This window comes from uncultured Senegalimassilia sp. (assembly GCF_934636665.1).
In the GTDB taxonomy this organism is placed as follows: Bacteria; Actinomycetota; Coriobacteriia; order Coriobacteriales; family Eggerthellaceae; genus Senegalimassilia.
Genome location: NZ_CAKUAT010000008.1, coordinates 60,126 through 78,129 on the forward strand (window position 1 = coordinate 60,126; position 18,004 = coordinate 78,129).

15 protein-coding genes are annotated in these 18,004 nt (G+C 63.0%); 12 read left to right on the forward strand and 3 right to left on the reverse strand.

The window, feature by feature from the left end; translation table 11 throughout:
• The first annotated feature begins 33 nt into the window (after positions 1 to 33).
• The 10 genes from Q0G75_RS04640 (at position 34) to Q0G75_RS04685 (ending at position 12,619) form a co-directional block, all read left to right on the forward strand.
• On the forward strand, positions 34 to 1,473 hold the full coding sequence (locus tag Q0G75_RS04640; RefSeq protein WP_294415693.1) for a trypsin-like peptidase domain-containing protein: 1,440 nt from the start codon (positions 34 to 36) through the stop codon (positions 1,471 to 1,473).
• Between the two features lie 434 nt (positions 1,474 to 1,907).
• Positions 1,908 to 3,320, forward strand: a complete 1,413-nt coding sequence (locus Q0G75_RS04645) for a cation:dicarboxylase symporter family transporter (protein WP_294415691.1) — start codon at positions 1,908 to 1,910, stop codon at positions 3,318 to 3,320.
• A 120-nt stretch (positions 3,321 to 3,440) separates the two neighbouring features.
• A complete protein-coding gene (gene pyrH, locus Q0G75_RS04650; protein ID WP_042436881.1) occupies positions 3,441 to 4,157 on the forward strand; it encodes a UMP kinase in 717 nt (238 codons plus the stop codon).
• Positions 4,158 to 4,208: 51 nt separating this feature from the next.
• Positions 4,209 to 4,766: a ribosome recycling factor gene (gene frr, locus Q0G75_RS04655; RefSeq protein ID WP_365368461.1), complete on the forward strand. Its 558-nt coding sequence runs from the start codon at positions 4,209 to 4,211 to the stop codon at positions 4,764 to 4,766.
• Between the two features lie 276 nt (positions 4,767 to 5,042).
• Positions 5,043 to 5,825, forward strand: a complete 783-nt coding sequence (locus tag Q0G75_RS04660) for an isoprenyl transferase (RefSeq protein ID WP_294415689.1) — start codon at positions 5,043 to 5,045, stop codon at positions 5,823 to 5,825.
• A complete protein-coding gene (locus tag Q0G75_RS04665) occupies positions 5,826 to 6,752 on the forward strand; it encodes a phosphatidate cytidylyltransferase (protein WP_294415688.1) in 927 nt (308 codons plus the stop codon). It begins immediately after the preceding gene.
• A 66-nt stretch (positions 6,753 to 6,818) separates the two neighbouring features.
• The gene (gene dxr / locus Q0G75_RS04670; RefSeq protein ID WP_294415686.1) at positions 6,819 to 8,033 is read left to right on the forward strand and encodes a 1-deoxy-D-xylulose-5-phosphate reductoisomerase; all 1,215 of its coding nucleotides are present in this window, start codon (positions 6,819 to 6,821) and stop codon (positions 8,031 to 8,033) included.
• Between the two features lie 437 nt (positions 8,034 to 8,470).
• Positions 8,471 to 9,586 (forward strand): site-2 protease family protein, encoded by a 1,116-nt coding sequence (locus Q0G75_RS04675; protein WP_294415684.1) that lies wholly within the window; start codon positions 8,471 to 8,473, stop codon positions 9,584 to 9,586.
• Between the two features lie 207 nt (positions 9,587 to 9,793).
• Positions 9,794 to 10,849, forward strand: coding sequence for a flavodoxin-dependent (E)-4-hydroxy-3-methylbut-2-enyl-diphosphate synthase (gene ispG, locus Q0G75_RS04680; RefSeq protein ID WP_294415724.1), 1,056 nt, complete (start codon positions 9,794 to 9,796; stop codon positions 10,847 to 10,849).
• Positions 10,850 to 12,619, forward strand: coding sequence for a proline--tRNA ligase (locus tag Q0G75_RS04685; protein ID WP_294415682.1), 1,770 nt, complete (start codon positions 10,850 to 10,852; stop codon positions 12,617 to 12,619). It abuts the gene before it with no gap.
• Positions 12,620 to 12,799: 180 nt separating this feature from the next.
• Here Q0G75_RS04685 and Q0G75_RS04690 read toward each other — a convergent pair whose 3' ends face one another.
• The gene (locus tag Q0G75_RS04690; protein WP_294415680.1) at positions 12,800 to 13,687 is read right to left on the reverse strand and encodes a LysR family transcriptional regulator; all 888 of its coding nucleotides are present in this window, start codon (positions 13,685 to 13,687) and stop codon (positions 12,800 to 12,802) included.
• Positions 13,688 to 14,079: 392 nt separating this feature from the next.
• Here Q0G75_RS04690 and Q0G75_RS04695 point away from each other — a divergent pair, with 392 nt between their 5' ends.
• Both Q0G75_RS04695 and Q0G75_RS04700 read left to right on the forward strand, forming a co-directional pair.
• Positions 14,080 to 14,442 (forward strand): hypothetical protein, encoded by a 363-nt coding sequence (locus tag Q0G75_RS04695; protein WP_294415678.1) that lies wholly within the window; start codon positions 14,080 to 14,082, stop codon positions 14,440 to 14,442.
• 15 nt (positions 14,443 to 14,457) lie between these two features.
• Positions 14,458 to 16,113 (forward strand): lipopolysaccharide core heptose(II) kinase RfaY, encoded by a 1,656-nt coding sequence (locus Q0G75_RS04700; protein ID WP_294415676.1) that lies wholly within the window; start codon positions 14,458 to 14,460, stop codon positions 16,111 to 16,113.
• 261 nt (positions 16,114 to 16,374) lie between these two features.
• Here the strand turns inward: Q0G75_RS04700 and Q0G75_RS04705 are convergent, their stop codons facing one another.
• Positions 16,375 to 16,791, reverse strand: a complete 417-nt coding sequence (locus Q0G75_RS04705) for a hypothetical protein (protein ID WP_294415674.1) — start codon at positions 16,789 to 16,791, stop codon at positions 16,375 to 16,377.
• A gap of 214 nt (positions 16,792 to 17,005) precedes the next feature.
• Entirely contained in the window at positions 17,006 to 17,608 is a 603-nt protein-coding gene (locus tag Q0G75_RS04710; RefSeq protein ID WP_294415672.1) for a GNAT family N-acetyltransferase, read from the reverse strand.
• Between the last annotated feature and the right edge of the window lie 396 nt (positions 17,609 to 18,004).

Genomic DNA, 18,004 nt, shown 5'->3' on the forward strand with positions numbered 1-18,004 from the left:
GGGCCCTGCGCCTCCGATAGCAAGGAGCACGCCATGACCGATCAGTTCAACAACCAAAACGGCTACGGCCAGCCCGGTCGGCAGCCTGGGCAGCCGATCCCGCCCGCGCAGGGTTACCAGCAGCCCGGCTATCAGCACTCCTATACGCAGCCGGTGGTCGATGCTCAAAATCCTCGCAAAACCTCTTCCGGCCGCACGTTCGGCACCGCGTTCGCCGGTGCGGCGCTTGCCTGCGTCATCGCGTTCGGCGGCTTCACCGTGTATCAGAATGTGACGGGGACCCCTTCGGGCGGCAGCGTTACGCTCGGTGCGTCCACGAACACCGAGATCCAGGCCCAGTCAACCGATGACACGCTGCCCGAGGCCGTGGCGCAGAAGTGCCTGCCCTCGGTGGCAGCCATCGACGTGTACACGGCGCAAGCCTCCACCGACATGTTCGGCCGCAGCACGTCAAGCTCCGGAACGCTTACCGAAAGCTCCCTGGGCAGCGGCGTGGTGCTTTCGGAAGACGGCTACATCGTCACGAACAACCACGTGGTTGCGGGTGCCGATGCCTTGAAGGTCACCGTGGGCGGTGAGGAGTACGACGCCGACGTGGTGGGCACCGACGAGTCCAGCGACATCGCCGTCATCAAGCTGCGCAATGCAAGCGGCCTGACCCCCGTCGAGATCGGCGATTCCGACAACCTGACCATCGGCGAGTGGGTCATGTCCATCGGCAGCCCGTTCGGCCTCGAGCAGTCCGTGGCAACCGGCATCGTGTCGGCCACCAGCCGTTCGCAGATCATGAGCAACTCCGAAAGCGGCGGTGGCAGCGACGGCTATGGGTACGGTTACGGCGGGTCGTCGTCCCAGTCCGGCGGCTACACCATTTACCCGAACATGATCCAGACCGATGCGGCCATCAACCCGGGCAACTCCGGCGGCGCTCTGGTGGATTCAAACGGCAAGCTCATCGGCATCAACACGCTGATCACCTCGTATTCCGGCAACTACTCGGGCGTCGGATTCGCCATCCCGGTGAACTACGCGGTCAACATCGCGCAGCAGATCATCGAGGGCAAAACCCCCACGCATGCGCAGCTGGGCGTGTCCCTTTCCACGGTCAACTCCCAGAACGCGAAGCGCTATGGCCTGAAGGTCGATAGCGGCGCCTACATCTCCGCTGTCAACAGCGGCTCCGGGGCTGCCGAGGCCGGTCTTGAGGAAGGCGACATCGTCACGAAGTTCGATGGCAACTCCGTCAGCTCCGCAAGCGACCTTATGCTCGATGTGCGTTCGAAGAACCCCGGTGACAAGGTCACGCTGGAGGTCAACCGAGATGGGGAGACGAAGCAAATCGAGGTCACGCTTGGCTCCGATGAGTCATCCCAATCCGCATCCACGCAGCAGAACTCCAGCAGCAGCTCCAGCGAGATGCTCAAGCGCCTGCTGAACAACAGCGGGTCTTCCAGCAAGAACGATGCGGCCTAGCAGCTGCGGTCTTTACGGGCCGCTCGATTAAACGCCGAGCGGCCCCACGCGAGACGAGCGATCCGCGCACCTCGCGTGGGGCCGAAAGCCCCTTTTCCTTTCCTTTTCCCTTTTCCCGCGGGAACGGCCCCTGTTTTGGGGCCGTTCCCATTTTTTCGGACATTTGCACCCGTCGTGGCCGGTTACCATTCATGAGCGGGCAGGCGAATCCGCTGCCTTCCATTGGACGGGTCGCTCCGCATGCGGTTTGACCGATAGCCGGCTGCCTGAAAATATCGTAGTAAGCCCATTGCACTACTAGGTAAAGTAGGCGCATAATTAACGACACGCTGTAAGCAGGAGCTGCGACGGGCGGGCGAGTGCTCCCGGGTGCGTTTCCCGGTGGCTCGCCCGCCCGTCGCATCGCTTCGAAACGGAAAAGGGAGACGAGAGACATGTCGTTCGACGTATTGGGGCCGGTGCTCGCCGTGCTGGTCATCTTCGCGGCGCTCATCGCGGTGCTGCGTTATCTGAAGGCGAAGGATAAAAGCTTCACGTTCCGCGTGTTCACGGCCTTGGGGCTGGGTATCGTGCTGGGCGCGGGCATCCAGTTGGCGCTGGGCCGCGGCAGCGAAGCCGCCACCACCGCGCTTGACTGGATGTCGCTGGTGGGAACCGGCTACATCGACCTTTTGCGCATGCTGGTCATGCCGCTCGTGTTCGTGGCCATCGTCGGCGCGTTCACGCGCACGAAGGCCGTTGACAACTTGGGCAAGATCGGCGGATCGGTGCTTGCCGTCCTTTTGATCACGGTGGCCATCGCGGCGCTGTTCGGCTGGGCGACCATTGCCCTGTCGGGCCTGGCCGGGGCAGACTTCACGCAGGGCAGCGTCGACGCAACCAAGCTGGACGCCCTGCAGACGCGTCAGGACAAGGTCGCCGATACCACCATCCCGCAGACCATCCTGTCCATGATCCCCGTCAACGTGTTCGCCGACCTTGCCGGCACGCGCTCCACGTCCACCATCGCCGTGGTCATCTTCTCCGCCATCGTGGGCCTGGCCTACCTGAAGCTGCGCGACCGCGATTCCGAGCAGGCGCAGTTCTTCAGCAGCCTCATCGACAGCCTGTACGGCATCGTCATGTGCGTCGTGAAAATGGTCGTGGGCCTTACCCCCTACGGCGTGCTCGCCCTTATCGCCAACGTCACGGCTACCAGCGACTACGCCGCCATCCTCGACTTGGGCAAGTTCATTATCTTCAGCTATGTGGCCATCATCGCCATGTTCCTGGTGCACCTGCTCATCCTGGCCGGCAACCGCGTCAACCCCGTGATGTACCTTAAGAAGGCCTTCCCCGTGCTGTCGTTCGCGTTCGTGTCGCGCACCAGCGCCGGCGCCCTTCCCATGAACATCGAGACGCAGTCCAAGGCGCTCGGCGTCGATCCGGCGACGGCGAATTTCGCGGCAAGCTTCGGCATGTCCATCGGCCAGAACGGCTGCGCGGGCATCTACCCGGCCATGATGGCAACGCTCATCGCTCCTACCGTCGGCATCAACGTGTTCGACCCCACGTGGGTCATCGGCCTGATCGCCGTCATCGTCATCAGCTCGTTCGGCGTTGCCGGCGTGGGCGGCGGCGCCACCTTCGCCAGCCTCATCGTGCTGGGCACCATGGGCCTGCCCATCGAGATCGTGGGCCTGATGGCCTCCGTCGAGCCGCTCATCGACATGGGCCGTACCGCTCTCAACGTCAGCGACTCCATGGTGGCAGGCGTCACGTCGTCCAACTTCACCGGCGGCCTCGATCGCGATATGTACAACGATCCCGCCGCGGTCATCAACGCCGACGGTATCGAGAAGGCCTAGCTGCTCGTCTGTCCTTTGCGTGAAAAGCCTGGAAACGGCCGCCCCGATGGGCGGCCGTTTCCGTTTTCGGGTAAGATAGGGAAGCTTAAAACGCTTTACGATTTAACCGGGAGGTTGCATATGGCCGAGGAATACCGATACAAGCGCGTGCTGCTGAAGTTGTCCGGCGAGGCGCTGGCAGGCGACCTTGGCTACGGCATCGATCCGAAGGTGGTCGATTCCCTGGCCGACGAGATCGCCGACGTGGTGCATGACGGCGTGCAGCTTGCCATCGTGGTGGGCGGCGGCAACATCTTCCGCGGCGTCTCCGGCGCAACCGATGGCATGGACCGCGCGCAGGCGGACTACATCGGCATGCTGGCCACCGTCATGAACGCGCTGGCGCTGCAGGACGCCTTCGAGCGCCACGGCATCTTCAGCCGCGTGCAAAGCGCTATCAACATGCAGGAAGTGTCCGAGCCCTACATCCGTCGCCGTGCCATCCGCCACATGGAGAAGGGCCGCGTGGTCATCCTGGCCGCCGGCACGGGCAACCCCTACTTCACCACCGACACCACCGCGGCGCTGCGCGCCTGCGAGCTGGACGTCGACGTGCTCATGAAGGCCACGAAGGTCGACGGCGTCTACGATTCCGACCCCGTGAAGAACCCCGATGCGAAGCGCTACGACCGCATCAGCTACATGGAGGTTCTCTCGCAGGGGCTCAACGTCATGGACTCCACGGCCACCAGCCTGTGCATGGACAACAAGGTCCCCATGATCGTGTTCGACCTGACGGTGCAGGGCAACATCGCCCGTGCGCTGAAGGGCGAGGACGTGGGCACCACCGTAGAGTAACGTCTTCCGCGTCGCCCGGGGAGGGCGGGCGCAAAAGGGAAAGGAACCGAAATGATCGACGAGATCATGCTTGAAACCGAGGAGAAGATGCAGCGCGCCGTCAACGGCCTGCACAACGCCTTCGGGACCGTTCGCACGGGCCGCGCCAACGCCATGGTGCTCGACCGCATCAAGGTCGACTACTACGGCGTCCCCACGCCCATCAACCAGATGGCGGGCGTGAAAACGCCCGACGCGCACATGCTGGTCATCGAGCCTTGGGACAAGGGCGTCCTGGGCGCCATCGAGCACGCCATCATGGAAAGCGACCTGGGCGTCACGCCGAACAACGACGGCTCGGTCATCCGCCTGCCGTTCCCCGCGCTCACCGAGGATCGCCGCCGCGAGCTGGTGAAGCAGTGCAAGGAGTACGCCGAGGAGGCCCGCGTGGCCATCCGCAACGCCCGCCGCGATGGCAACAACCACGTCGCCAAGTCCGTCAAGGAAGACAACCTTCCCGAGGACGAGCAGCGTCGCGCCGAGGCCGAGATCCAGAAGCTCACCGACAAGTACGTCGCCGAAGTCGACGCGGTGTTCAAGAAGAAGGAAGCCGAGGTCATGGAGATCTAGAAGCGGCGTTCGCCTGTCGGCGAATCCGTTTCTTGGAGCTGCGGGCGCCCCGGCGCATCGCGTGCTCATGGTTTGCGCGGGTGCGGTCGGCTGCGCCTGTCTGCGCGCCCGGGTCGACGGTGGGGGAGCGGCCCCTGCTTTCGCCTGGCGCACTCCGATTTCCTTGCAACCCTGGTTCGCAACCAGGTTGCTCCATCCGGCTCTTATGAGCGTTTCCCTAGTGCCAGCCGGCGGTTTTCCCGCCGGTTGGCTTTTCCCTTATGTAAGAGGCTGCCCATGAACAAGACGCTTGATTACATATTCCCGAATCCGCCCAAGGGCCTGGACCCTGCCGCCCTTGACCCGCAGGCGATCCCCGAGCATGTCGCCGTCATCATGGACGGCAACGGCCGTTGGGCGAAGAAGCGCGCGCTGAATCGCCTGAAGGGCCACAAGGCCGGCATCGAGGCGGTGCGCGAGACCATTCGATGCGCCTCCGACCTGGGCGTTCGCTATCTGACCATCTATTCGTTCTCCACGGAGAACTGGAAGCGGCCTCAGGAAGAGGTCGTGGGCCTGATGGACCTGTTCGCCAAGACCATGCTGGCGGAGGTCGATGGCCTGCACGAGGAGAACGTGCGCGTGCGCACCATCGGCGACCTTTCGGCCCTGCCCGCTGAAACGCGCGAGGCCTTCGAGGAGGCATGGCTGAAAACGCGCGACAACACGGGCATGACCTTGGTCGTTGCGGTGAACTACGGCTCGCGGCAGGAGATTTTGCACGCCGCCGAGGCGTGCGTGCGCCGTGCGCTGGCAACGGCGGCCGAGGGCGGCGACCCGACGGCGCCGCTGACGGAGGCCGAGTTCGCCCAGGGGCTGTACACGGCCGATATCCCCGATCCCGAGGTGGTTATCCGCACATCTGGCGAGATGCGCCTGTCGAACTACCTGCTGTGGCAGGTCGCCTATTCCGAGTTCGTCGCCACCGACGTGCTCTGGCCCGATTTCAACCGCTACGAGTTTTTGCGCTGCTTGTTGGAGTTCCAATCCCGAGATAGGCGTTTCGGGGCGGTGAAATAAATGTCCGGGAACCCGCAAGGCGGCGAGCAGCAGCGCGCGGATGAGCGCTCGCGCGGCGAGCGCTTGAAGGATTTCGCGTACCGGAAAACGCCGCAGAAGTTCAAGAACGCTTCCGACCTGCAGGTTCGCTTCCGCACGGGGTTCATCTACGTTACCGTCTCCGTGTTGTGCATCCTTGCGAGCGAATGGACCACGCTGGCCTTGCTGTCCGCCACCGCCGCGGTTTGCGCCGGGGAGTTCTACTACATGCTGCGCGCCGACGCGAAGCTGCCCAACGAGATGCTCGGCATCGTGGCGGCGGCGCTCTATCCGCTCAGCGTGCATTTCTTCGGGTTGTCGGGTGCGCTCATGGTCAGCCTTGTGCTGCTGCTGGCGCTTATCGTGTGGTACGTGTTCTGGATGCGTGCCCGCATCCCCGATGTGGGCGTCAGCTTCTTCGGGGCGGCATATTGCGGCATGCTGCTTTCCGGTCTGGTGGTGGTTCGCCAGGCGCTGCCGCACCCGTGGGGCGGCGTGCTGGTGCTCGGTATCTTCTTCAGCGTGTGGGCCAACGACTCCTTCGCATACCTGATCGGCAGCAAGTTCGGCAAGCACAAGCTGGCGCCGCGCGTGTCGCCGAAGAAAAGTTGGGAAGGCTTTTTCGCGGGTTTGGTAGGATCGGCCCTGTTCTGGTGTTTGTTCACGCTTATTCCGGGGCTGAATCTGGGTATTCCCATGGCAATGGTGTTCGGCGTGATTAGCGGCCTGTGCGGCGTGCTCGGCGATCTGGCTGAAAGCCGCATCAAGCGCAACGTGGGCTTCAAGGATTCCGGCAAGCTGCTGCCGGGCCATGGCGGCCTGCTCGACCGTTGCGACAGCCTGTTTTTGGTGGCGGTCGCCTCCGCTATCCTGCTGGTGGCAGGCGGGTGCATCCCCTTTAGCTGGTAAATTGGACGAGCCAACGTTCTTGCGGCGTTGGCTCGAGTTGTTTTCGCAAATGATTCGGAGGCTTTCATGAAACGCATCGTTGTTCTCGGGTCCACGGGCTCTATCGGGACGCAAACGGTCGACGTGGTTCGGCAGCATTCCGACGAGTTGGAGATCGTCGGCTTGGCGGTGAACTCGCGCGTAGACGATATGCTCGAACAGGCGCGCGCCCATAACGTGCGCAACCTCGCCGTGGGCGATGAGCGCTTCGCCGACCAGGCCATCGCGTCCGAGGTGCGCGAACAGGCCGGTGCCCAGGGTGTATGGGGCTTCGGCATGGATGCCGTGGTCGATCTGGCGCGCCTGCCCGAGGCGGATGTGGTCGTCAACGCGCTGGTGGGCGCCGCCGGCTTGCGCGCAAGCTATGAAACGTTGCGCGCGGGCAAGGTCCTTGCGCTGGCGAACAAGGAGAGCTTGGTGGTGGGCGGCGATTTGATCATGCCGCTGGCGGCGCAGGTCGATGCGCAGCGTCGCGCGGCGGGCACGGCCCCTGCGGTGGGTCCGGCCGGCGCCCTCATGCCCATCGACTCCGAGCACGGCGCCATTTACCAATGCCTGCTCGGCGAGTCCGAGCGAGAGGTCTCCCGCTTATGGGTGACGGCTTCCGGCGGCCCGTTCCGCGGCAGGAAGCGTGCCGATCTTGAGGGCATCACGCCTGCTCAGGCGCTGAATCATCCTACTTGGAACATGGGGGCGAAGATCTCCATCGACTCCTCCACGCTTATGAACAAGGGCCTGGAGGTCATCGAGGCGCATCATCTGTTCAACATGCCCTACGACAAGATCAGCGTGGTGGTCCAACCGCAAAGCGCCATCCACTCCATGGTGGAGTTCACTGATGGCAGCGTGAAGGCTCATCTGGGCACCACCGATATGCGTATCCCCATCCAGTTTGCGCTTAGCTACCCGCAGCGTTGGGAGGCGCCCGTCGAGCCTTTGGATTTCACCAAGCTGGGAAGCCTGGAGTTCGCTCCGGCCGACACCGATACGTTCCGCTGCTTGGAGCTTGCCCGTCATGCGGGCGGCGCGGGCGGAACCCTGCCGTGCGTCATGAACGCTGCCAACGAGGTGGCCGTGGCAGCGTTTTTGGCGGAACAGGGCAGCTACCTGGGCATCGCCGAGTGCGTGGAGGCCGTCATGGACGCGCACGAGCGCGAGGGCGTGCAGAAAGTGGAAAGCCTCGAGCAGCTGCAGGCCCTTGACGCATGGGCCCGCGAAACCGCCCGCAAGTCGGTGCGCTAGCGGTGTATCTTCAGGCGCTACGCCCCGGAGTTCTGGATGGTGGTGCAATAACCCCCAGAGTTCTGGGCGATATTGTAGCTTTTCGTGCCTGAAATGCCCGCCACCCCCTGACTGCTGGGCGGTTTTGGAGCGGTGATTTCGTGTTTGCCTGATAAAAGCCCAGGTCGGGAACAAGCACAATAGGCGTTTCTCCTCCAAAACCGCCCAGAAGATCATCCTTGCCAAAAGACGTGCGGTTTAAAGCCGATTTTGCTCGTGGGCTGGGAGCAAGACGGGGCGGCTTTCTCGTGTCGGCAATCGCGTGCATCGTGTGGTTATGGTTCCGCTTCGGTAACGGGGCGGAACCTCTTTTTATAATGAGACGGATTCCATCGCGCGGGGCCATCAAGCGAAGCCCCGCTTCGTCTCGTCCGCAAACTAAGGCAAGGAGCCGGTTTTTGAACGTCATCCTCATGATCTTGTATTGCACCATCGTGCTGGGCATCTTGGTGGTCATCCACGAAGGCGGCCACTATCTGGCGTCGCGCGCCTTCGGCGTGCGCGTCACCGAGTTCATGCTGGGCATGCCGGGCCCGAACATCGGCTTCAAGAAATGGGGCACGAAGTTCGGTGTCACGCCCATTTTGCTGGGCGGCTATGCACGCGTTTGCGGCATGGAGCCGGGCGAGATGAGCCCGCATCTGGAGCCGGTGCTGGCGGCGCTGTACCGTCGGGGCACGGCGAACATGGAGGATGTCGCGCGCGATTGCGGCATTTCCGACGAAGATGCGCTCAAGGCGCTCGATGAGCTGGTGGATTGGGGAAGCTGCACGGGTCCCACGAAGAAGGACGAGTACAACACGTATCGCGCCGCAGAGGTCATTCCCTCCAAGAAGCAGATCCGTACGGCGCTTGAAGCCGGCAAGCCCGCGCCGGAGCGCTACGCCGAGGGCCAGGCGCGCCCGGTAGAGGATTCCCATGCGCTGTTCGAGAGCGAATATCGGCAGCAATACCGCAGCCTGCCGTTTTGGAAGCGCTCCGTCATCCTGCTGGCCGGCATCGCGGTCAACCTGCTGTTCGCCATGTTGGTGTTCGTGGTGCTGTTCAGCGTCATCGGCTTCGATGTGCGGATGCAATCGGGCGAGGTGACGCACATGACGGTGGACCCGGGCCGCGCCATCGTGGCGGGCTTCACCTATATCGGCATGGTCGTGCAGGCCGTTGCGGGCCTGTTCAACCCCGCAACGGCGGCTCAGACGGTGTCCGATTCGTCTTCGGTCGTGGGCATCGCCGTGATGTCGAAGCAGTTCGCCGATGCGGGTTTGGTGCCGTTCATGCAGTTCATGGCCATGATCTCGGTGTCGCTGGGCATTATGAACCTACTGCCCATCCCGCCGCTTGACGGCGGCCGTTTCGTCATCGAGGTGTTCCAGAAGCTGTCGAAAAAGGTGGTCTCCATGCGCGCCATGAACGCCATGAGCGCCGCCGGTATGGCCTTGTTCCTCATGTTTTTCCTGGTCATGGTCAATCAAGATGTGCAACGCATCATCTCAGGGACGTTCTTCGGGCAATAGGGGCGGCGTTCTCGTTTCGTGTTTCGCGTAAGCCGGCAGGGGGTTCGCCCCTTGTCGGCTTTTTCTTCGCCTGTTGCTTGTAAACGTTTCGCCAACGAGGGGTGCTACGCTGGTAGAATAGCCGCTATGGAAACTAACGAGAACATGGGCAACGCGTGCGCCGCGGCTCCTTCGGGGTCCGCGGCCTGCCCGTTGCCGCAGGACGCTATGCGTCCCAATCAGAAAACGCACCAGGTGCACGTGGGCAACGTGGCGCTTGGCGGCGGGGCTCCCGTGGTGGTGCAGTCCATGCTCAACGCCCCGGCCGATGATGCGCAGGCGAACCTTGCGCAAATACGGCAACTGGCGGATGCCGGGTGCGAGGTCGTGCGCATGGCCATCCCGCGCCGCAGCTGCCTTGACACGTTCCAGGCCGTGTGCGAGGCGTCGCCTTTGCCCGTCGTGGCCGACGTGCACTTCGATGCAACCATCGCCATCGAGGCTGCGCGCCGCGGCGCGGCGAAGCTGCGCATCAATCCAGGCAACATCGGCGGCTTGGCGAAAACCGACGCCGTGCTCGATGCCGCCGGGCAGGCGGGCATCCCGATCCGCATCGGCGTGAACGCCGGCTCGCTCGACCAGGCGCTTGCCGAGCGCGACGACCTTTCGCTTCCCGAGAAGCTGGCCGCCTCCGCGCGACAGTACGTGGAATACTGCGAAGGCCGGGGCTTTCACGACCTGGTGGTCAGCGCGAAGGCCCACGACGTCATGGCCACGGTGCGCACGTACCGCCAGCTGGCGCGCGATATCCCGCATATCCCGCTGCACATCGGCATCACCGAGGCGGGCACTACGTTCCAAGGCGTCATCAAAAACGCTTCCGGCCTGGGCATCCTGCTCGAGCAGGGCATCGGCGACACCATGCGCATCTCGCTCACCGACGACCCGGTCACGGAAATGCGCGCCTGCTGGACGCTGCTCGGCGCGCTCGACCTGCGCCGCCGCAACCCCGAGCTGATCAGCTGCCCCACATGCGGAAGGTGCCAGGTCGACTTGATCGGGCTGGCGCAGGAGGTGGAGCGGCGCATCGCCTGTCTGGACAAGCCGTTGAAGGTGGCCGTCATGGGCTGTGTTGTCAACGGGCCGGGCGAGGCCGCCGACGCCGATATCGGCGTGGCCTGCGGCAAGGGCGTGGGCGTGGTGTTCCGCCACGGCCAAACCGTTCGAAAAGTGGAAGAAGGCGCCATCGTCGACGCTTTACTGGAAGAGATAAAGGACCTGTAAATGAACAACGCCAACATCACGCGCATGAGCGCCCTGTATGCTCCCACGCTCAAGGAAGACCCCACCGATGCCGAGATCGCCAGCCATAAGCTGCTGCTGCGCGCCGGTTTCATCCGCAAGACCGCTGCCGGCATCTACACGTTTTTGCCCTTGGGCAAGCGCGTGCTGACCAAGATCGAGAACATCGTGCGCGAGGAGATGGACGCATGCGGCGCCCAGGAGATCCGCATGCCCATGCTCCAGCCCGAGGAACTCTGGCAGGAGTCCGGCCGTGCCGATGCGTACGGCCCCGAGCGCATGCGCCTCAACGACCGTCACGACCACGAGTTCTGCCTCGGCCCCACCCATGAGGAGCTCATCACCGCGCTCGTGCGCGCCGAACTGCGCTCTTACAAGCAGCTGCCGCTGAACATGTACCAGATCCAGACGAAGTTCCGCGACGAGATCCGCCCGCGCTTCGGCCTGCTGCGCAGCCGCGAGTTCGTCATGAAGGACGGCTACAGCTTCCACGATACGCAGGAGTCGCTGCAGGAGGAATACGACAGGATGTACGCGGCCTACGAGCGTATCTGCGCCCGCTGCGGCCTTGAGTTCCGCCCCGTGCAGGCCGACGCCGGCCAGATCGGCGGCGCGGTTACCTGCGAGTTCCATGCGCTTGCCGAGGCCGGCGAGTCCGCGCTCGTGTACTGCGATTGCGGTTATGCCGCAAGCGACGAGGTGGGAGAGGGCCTGGCGCGCCCCACGGTCTACGATGTGCCCGAGATGGAGAAGGTGGCCACGCCCGGCGTGCACACCATCGCCGAGCTCGCCGAGTTCCTGGGCATCCCGGAATCCTCCACGGTGAAGGCGCTTTCCGGCAAGAACGACGAGGGCAAGCTCGTCGTGCTGTTCGTCCCCGGCGATCATGAGGTGAACGAGGAGAAGGCGGCTCGCGCAGCCGGCGGCTTCACCATCCTCACCGACGAGGACATGGAAGCTTACGGCCTGCACAAGGGCTCCATGGGTCCGGTCGGCCTGCCCGAGGACGCTTTCGTCATCGCGGCCAACAGCCTGAAGGCGGTTCCGAAGTGGGTCGTCGGCGCCAACGAGGACGGCTACCACTATGTGGGCGCGCAGCTTGGCAAGGACTTCAAGGTCGACCAGTGGGCCGACATCATCACCGTCAAACCTGGCGACTGCTGCCCGAAGTGCGGCATGGAGCTCAAGGGTGCGCGCGGCATCGAGGTCGCGCAGGTGTTCCAGCTCGGCGACAAGTATTCTCGGGCCATGAACGCCACTTTCATGAACAAGGACGGCAAGGAGCAGCCGTTCATCATGGGCTGCTACGGCGTGGGCGTGTCCCGCACCCTGGCCGCCATCATCGAGCAGCATAACGACGAGAACGGCATGATCTGGCCGATGTCCGTGGCTCCGGCGCACGTGTGCATCCTGCCGCTCGCCACCGGCGACGACTTGGTGCAGCCTGCTGCCGAGAAGCTGGCCGAGGAGCTGGCGGGCCTGGGCCTGGAAGTGGTCATCGACGACCGCAAGGAGCGTGCGGGCGTGAAGTTCGCCGAGGCCGACCTGATGGGCTGGCCGCTGCAGATCGTCATGGGCAAGCGCGGCCTTGCCGAGGGCAAGGTCGAGATCAAGCGCCGCGCTACGGGCGAGCGCCGCGATATCTCGCTGGAGGGCCTGGCCGAGGCCTTGAGCTTCGCCAAGGGTGCCCAGCGTCGTTGGGGCAACAACCTGAACGCCTTCGCCGGCCTGTTCACCGAGAAAGCTGAATAGCGCTCACGCGAACGCATATCGCTTACGGGCCCGGCAGATGCCGGGCCCGTTTCGGTTTCAAGGCGGCTTGCGTTCGATTGGCTGCGGCCCGCGGTTGTTCGGGGCAGCTTGCGTTCGACGGGTTGCCGCGCCCGCGAGCCCTCAAGGGCGGTTCGCGGCCGGCCGGGCCGCCCCTTGCCCTCACTGCTTGTCGTAACGCCGTTTCACCCAGGCGCACGCGGTCTGCACGAACGCTCGCGTGGCGGCAGAGGCGGTGTCCGAAGATCGCATGGCTATGGATATCTCCCGCCGCATATCCAGATGCGGCGGGAGCACGGTCAAGGGGAGCAGGGCATCTTCGAGCAGCAATCCGGGCAGTATGCTGAAACCCAGCCCTTTGCTCACCATGTTCATGACGCTGAAGTCGCTGTCGACCGCGAAGCGTACGTGCGGCTTCACCCCGCTGTTGCGCAGCAGCGCTTCCGCTTCCTGCATTGATCTGCTTCGCGGCTGGATGAAAGGCTCCTCGGCAAGCGTTCGCATGGAGACTCGGTCGGCATGCGCGAGCGCATGGTCGGGCGGCAGCAGCACCATGATCGGGTCGTTGTGCAAGGGGATGGCTTTAAGCGCCCGTTTCGCAGGCGCGACCAAAAACCCGCAATCGGCATCCCCATGCCACAAGGCGCGCTCAAGCTCCGCTTCGTCGTCGATGCACATCAGATGCAGCTCCACGCCGGGGCATTTCCGCTCAAAGGCCTTCACCATGCCGGGAAACCAATGGGTGGAAACGCTGGTGGGCGCGGCGACGCGCACCACGCCGCGCTCCAGGCGCCTCAACTCGGCTATCCGGCTTGCCAGCTGCCGTTCGCCGTTGCAAACGTTGGAAATCCACGGCAGCAGGTCCTCGCCTTCGGCTGACAGGTGGGCTTCCCTGTAATCGCGTACGACCAACTGCACGCCCATTTCCTTTTCCAGGGAAGATATCATGCCGCTGATGCCCGATTGCGAGTAGCCGAGGTCGTACGCCGCTTGCGTGAAGCTGCCGGTTTCGGCAACGCGCAGCAGGGCATGGTATTTCTGGTTCACCATATGATGCTCCTTTGTGGGATGCAGCGGTTTTCGCGAGCGGCGGCGATGGTCTCGCGCCGCGACGACGCGGACGGGTTATCCGTGCGTGCGAGTCCGGCTAGTTGGTAAGATAGGCGCATGGGGGAGGCCCCCCAGCAATAGAGCATTGTAGCCGTAAGGACAACTGCTGCATTCGGCAAGGCAAGGGCGAAGGCCGTGAAGCTCCTGTTTACGCGGGGGACCGGCATTGCGCTGCATCGTCGGGGCGACCGTCGAGGCGACCGTCGAGGCGCGTAAGGTATCGTTTCAGCTTCAACTTCGCGTTTGAGGTCGCCTGCGCGGCCGGGCGTGTAGCATTATAGGCATCGTAGGGGCTTGCCGAATGTGCGAGCGTATCGAAAGGGGAATCTGATATGGCAACGATCGGCGATGGTTTCAAAGATATTTTCCTGGCTGGCGTGGGGGCTATGGCCATCACGGGCGAGAAGGCCACGGATCTGGTGAGCACGCTTATCGCGAAGGGCGAGCTTGCCGTCGAGCAGGGCAAACAGATCAACACCGAGCTTGCGCACAAGGCGGCCAGCGCCGCGCAGTCCGCGCGCTTCGATGCGCTTGAGGCGCGCATGTCGGTCATGACTCCCGAGGAGCGCGAGGCCTTCGCCGCGAAGGCGGCCGAGATCGCGGCGCGCCCGGCGGCGCAGCCTGTGCAGGAGCAGCCGCAAGCCGAGGACTCCCAGGAGCCTTCCGAGCAGGCCGAAGCGTCCGCCGAGCAATAGGGGTCGCGTGCTTCCATGGCCGACAACACGCTGCTGAAATACTTCTTCTCGTCGGGTTCCGAGGTGGACCCCGAGGGGCAGTTCAACCTTACGCGCAAATCGCGCACGCAAAGGCTGCGCGAGATATACACCATCATGCAGAAGCATCACTTCACGAAGGGGTTCACGCCCGAATCCTTCCGCAGCATGCTGGAGGGTTTGGGCCCCAGCTTCGTGAAGATCGGGCAGACGCTTTCCACCCGTTCGGAGATCTTGCCCAAGGCTTATTGCGATGAGCTGAAGAAGCTGCAGGCAAGGTCGAAGCCGCTTCCGTTCGATGAGATGCTTGCGGCCATGGACTCTATCTACGGTGACGAACGCGAAAAGATCTTCGCCGAGATCGACCCCAAGCCGCTCGGAAGCGCTTCCTTGGCGCAGGTGCACAAGGCGCGTCTTGCCGACGGCAGCGTGGTGGCGGTGAAGATCCAGCGGCCAGGCGTGCGCGCCACCATGGCGCAGGATATCGACATCATGCGTATCGTGGCTCGGCAGGCGTCGCGGTTCATCAAAGACGGGCAGATGCTCGACTTGCGCGATGTGGTCGAGGAACTGTGGGCGACGTTTCTCGAGGAAACGGATTTCAAGCGCGAAGCGGCCAACTTGCAGGAGTTCGCGCTGCTGAACAAGGATGTGGCCTTCATCGCGTGTCCGAAGGTGTATCCGGAGCTGTGCCGCGAGAACATCCTGGTCATGGAGTACGTCGACGGCATCCCCATCGACGATTTCGAGAAGCTGAGCGCTGCAGGATACGACTTGCAGGAGATCGGCGAGAAGATCCTGGATAACTATGCCACACAGGTGTTGGATTTCGGCTTTTTCCATGCCGATCCGCATCCGGGCAACATGCTGGTGCGCGACGGGAAGATCGTCTACATCGACCTTGGCATGATGGGCCGCCTGTCCCCGCGTGACCGCGCGGGGTTCGGCTCCATCATCAAGGCGGTGGGCATGCAAAGCGCCTCGGAGCTCAAAGATGCGCTGTTGGCGTTCGCCATCCAACGTGACAACAACGCCATCGACCATACGCGTTTCCTGGCAGACCTGGATCTGCTGCTGAAAGATTACGGTTCGTGCGATGTCAGCGCCATCGACGTCGGTCAGCTGCTTTCGGATATCCTGAACCTTACGCGTCAATGCAAGGTCACGCTGCCGCCGTCCATCACCAGCGTGTCACGTGGCATCGTCACCCTTGAGGGCACCGTCATGCCGCTCATCCCCAATGAGAACATGGTGTCCATCATCAACGCGCATATCCAGCGCACGAAGGACATGAAGGCCGAGATGATAAGCGCTATGCAGGAGCTGGCGCTGGCGTTGCGCGCTGCAGGCTCGGGTACGCTGGACACGGCGAAATATGCAGGTCAGGCGCTGCATATGCTCACGCGTGGGCAGATGAAGGTGAACATGGAGGTTCTGGGCTCCGAGGCGCCCATGCGCAGCCTTTCGATCATCATCAACAGACTGTCGCTGGGCATCATAGTGGCAGGCCTGTTCATCGGCTCGTCCATGGTGGCCCTGTCCACTATGGAACCGCGCGTTCTCGGGGTTCCCGTGCTGTCCTTCTTCGGATATCTGGGCGCGTTGGTGCTGTCCATCTGGGTGGTCACGGACATCTTGAGAAAGCGAAGATAACACCTGTTCGGTAAGGACTTGAGCGCGATGCGCGGCTTCTTGCGGCGTGCAGTGTATATCGGCGTGCGCGTCGGGAAGCGTTGAGTGATAGGGCCGTTGGGAGGAGCTCCGCCGCGAAGATCGCTTTCCATTTTTTGCTTGAGCAATATCGGGGAGCGCATATTCCGTAGAGGCATGGTTTTGCCTTATAAGCCTGAAAAGCGCCTTTTCAGGCGCTTTTCACCGGCTTCTCGGTTTCGCTTATCGGTAAAATGCCGCTTGTTACGATTTCATCTTCGTCTCCGTCTTGCACTTCGGGCACACCACGCGCATCGTGCCTTTCCCGCGGGGTACGGAAAGCTCCTGTCCGCAGTTCTTGCAGCGGAAGTACTTCGTGGTCTTGCGGTTGGACCATTTCTTCTTCCCAAGCTCGTAGCTACGGCGGGGCTTGGCGGACAAGCGCAGATAGCTCTGGTTTTCCTGACGGCGTTTCCCGATGTTCTTCGAGCAGGTGCGCCAAATGGCCAGCGCCATCGCCGCAAGCGCGACATAGGAAAGCCACCCGCAGTGCGGCAGGATGGAAGCCAGCATGGCGATGATTCCCAGCGCTACCAGCGCGTTGCCAAGGTCGTCGTTGCCGTAGCGGCCCTGCATCCACACGGCGGTGCGTTGAGCCAATCGTTGGAAGAAGTCTTTCATGAAATGCCTAACGTTTCGGTGATGCGGCGTATCGCGCCCCGCAAGGTGAGTTTGCTGCCTTGCGGGGCGCGATACCTACTGTACTGTTCTTTGTTTATGGGCGGGATGTGTGCTGGCGGGCGTTACCTAACGGTTTCCCGCCCGTTGCGCAGCGGGCGGCGGGCAATATCGCGTGCAGGTCGGGTTGCGCTCGGCATACCCGAGCCGTCGCGCTTTATCGTAGGGACGAGTTCGCTCGATCCAAGATATCCTTCACTGCCTGCGGCTGCTGGTCGCATAGCAGCGGGAAGGGAACTGGGGAAGCGGGGTCGTCCTCGAACCGGTCGGTCAAGAACTTCACGTACCAGGTGACATCATGCCATTGACCGCTTTTGAAGCCGGCGTGGCGCTGATGCCCCATCACCTCGAAGCCAAGGCCTTCATGCAGGCGCTGGCTGGGGTCGTTCGGGCTGGTCACAATGCCGTACACCGCTTTGATTCCCTGCGCGGCGCATAGCTCGATGAGCGCGCGGTATAGCACGGCGCCCAGCCCATGGCCCTGCGCGGTGGGCGCAAGATATACGGAAAGCTCGGAGTTCCATCGATAGGCGCCGCGCTCGCGCAGCTCGTGGGCATAAGCGTAGCCAACCACCTTGCCGTCAAACTCGGCAACCAGGTAGGGGTGGGCGGAAAGCACGCCGTCCGTGCGGGCCTGAAAGGCCTCGCGTGCGGGCACCTCCTCCTCGAACGTTATGGATGTGTCTATATAGGGCGCATAGATGCCCAAGATGGCGTCGGAGTCGGCGCTGGTTGCAAGGCGGATGACGGGAGTTGTCATGAAAAGGGCTCCTTCTCGTGTTTCGATCAGGAGCCCATGGTACTACTGCTTTGCGGGGGTTGCGTGATGGTCGAGCTGCCGCCCGATCCCTACGCTGGACTCTTCTCTGCCAAGATCAGCTCGATGTCGTCATCGGTCGATTCGTGATTCGGGCGTGCTTTGTCGGCGTGATGCAGCCGGATTGCGGGATATGCTGCGGCCTCGCCCGTTCCAACGCCGGATGGTCCTGGCTTGTTTCCACGAGGGCTATGTCTTCTTGCATCGGGTGCGCGCGATATGGAAAACGCGACGAATCGCCGATGTTTGCGGTATACTCCGTAAGCACATGCATAGACGAAGACAGCGGCGCGCATCATCGCGGTCGGCAGAGACGGGTCTCATCGGCTGAAAGGACCC

Coding starts and splice junctions, on each gene's coding strand:
- Q0G75_RS04640 (WP_294415693.1), top strand. CDS start 34: ATGACCGATCAGTTCAACAACCAAAACGGCTACGGCCAGCCCGGTCGG.
- Q0G75_RS04645 (WP_294415691.1), top strand. CDS start 1,908: ATGTCGTTCGACGTATTGGGGCCGGTGCTCGCCGTGCTGGTCATCTTC.
- pyrH (WP_042436881.1), top strand. CDS start 3,441: ATGGCCGAGGAATACCGATACAAGCGCGTGCTGCTGAAGTTGTCCGGC.
- frr (WP_365368461.1), top strand. CDS start 4,209: ATGATCGACGAGATCATGCTTGAAACCGAGGAGAAGATGCAGCGCGCC.
- Q0G75_RS04660 (WP_294415689.1), top strand. CDS start 5,043: ATGAACAAGACGCTTGATTACATATTCCCGAATCCGCCCAAGGGCCTG.
- Q0G75_RS04665 (WP_294415688.1), top strand. CDS start 5,826: ATGTCCGGGAACCCGCAAGGCGGCGAGCAGCAGCGCGCGGATGAGCGC.
- dxr (WP_294415686.1), top strand. CDS start 6,819: ATGAAACGCATCGTTGTTCTCGGGTCCACGGGCTCTATCGGGACGCAA.
- ispG (WP_294415724.1), top strand. CDS start 9,794: ATGCGTCCCAATCAGAAAACGCACCAGGTGCACGTGGGCAACGTGGCG.
- Q0G75_RS04685 (WP_294415682.1), top strand. CDS start 10,850: ATGAACAACGCCAACATCACGCGCATGAGCGCCCTGTATGCTCCCACG.
- Q0G75_RS04690 (WP_294415680.1), bottom strand. CDS start 13,687: ATGGTGAACCAGAAATACCATGCCCTGCTGCGCGTTGCCGAAACCGGC.
- Q0G75_RS04695 (WP_294415678.1), top strand. CDS start 14,080: ATGGCAACGATCGGCGATGGTTTCAAAGATATTTTCCTGGCTGGCGTG.
- Q0G75_RS04700 (WP_294415676.1), top strand. CDS start 14,458: ATGGCCGACAACACGCTGCTGAAATACTTCTTCTCGTCGGGTTCCGAG.
- Q0G75_RS04705 (WP_294415674.1), bottom strand. CDS start 16,791: ATGAAAGACTTCTTCCAACGATTGGCTCAACGCACCGCCGTGTGGATG.
- Q0G75_RS04710 (WP_294415672.1), bottom strand. CDS start 17,608: ATGACAACTCCCGTCATCCGCCTTGCAACCAGCGCCGACTCCGACGCC.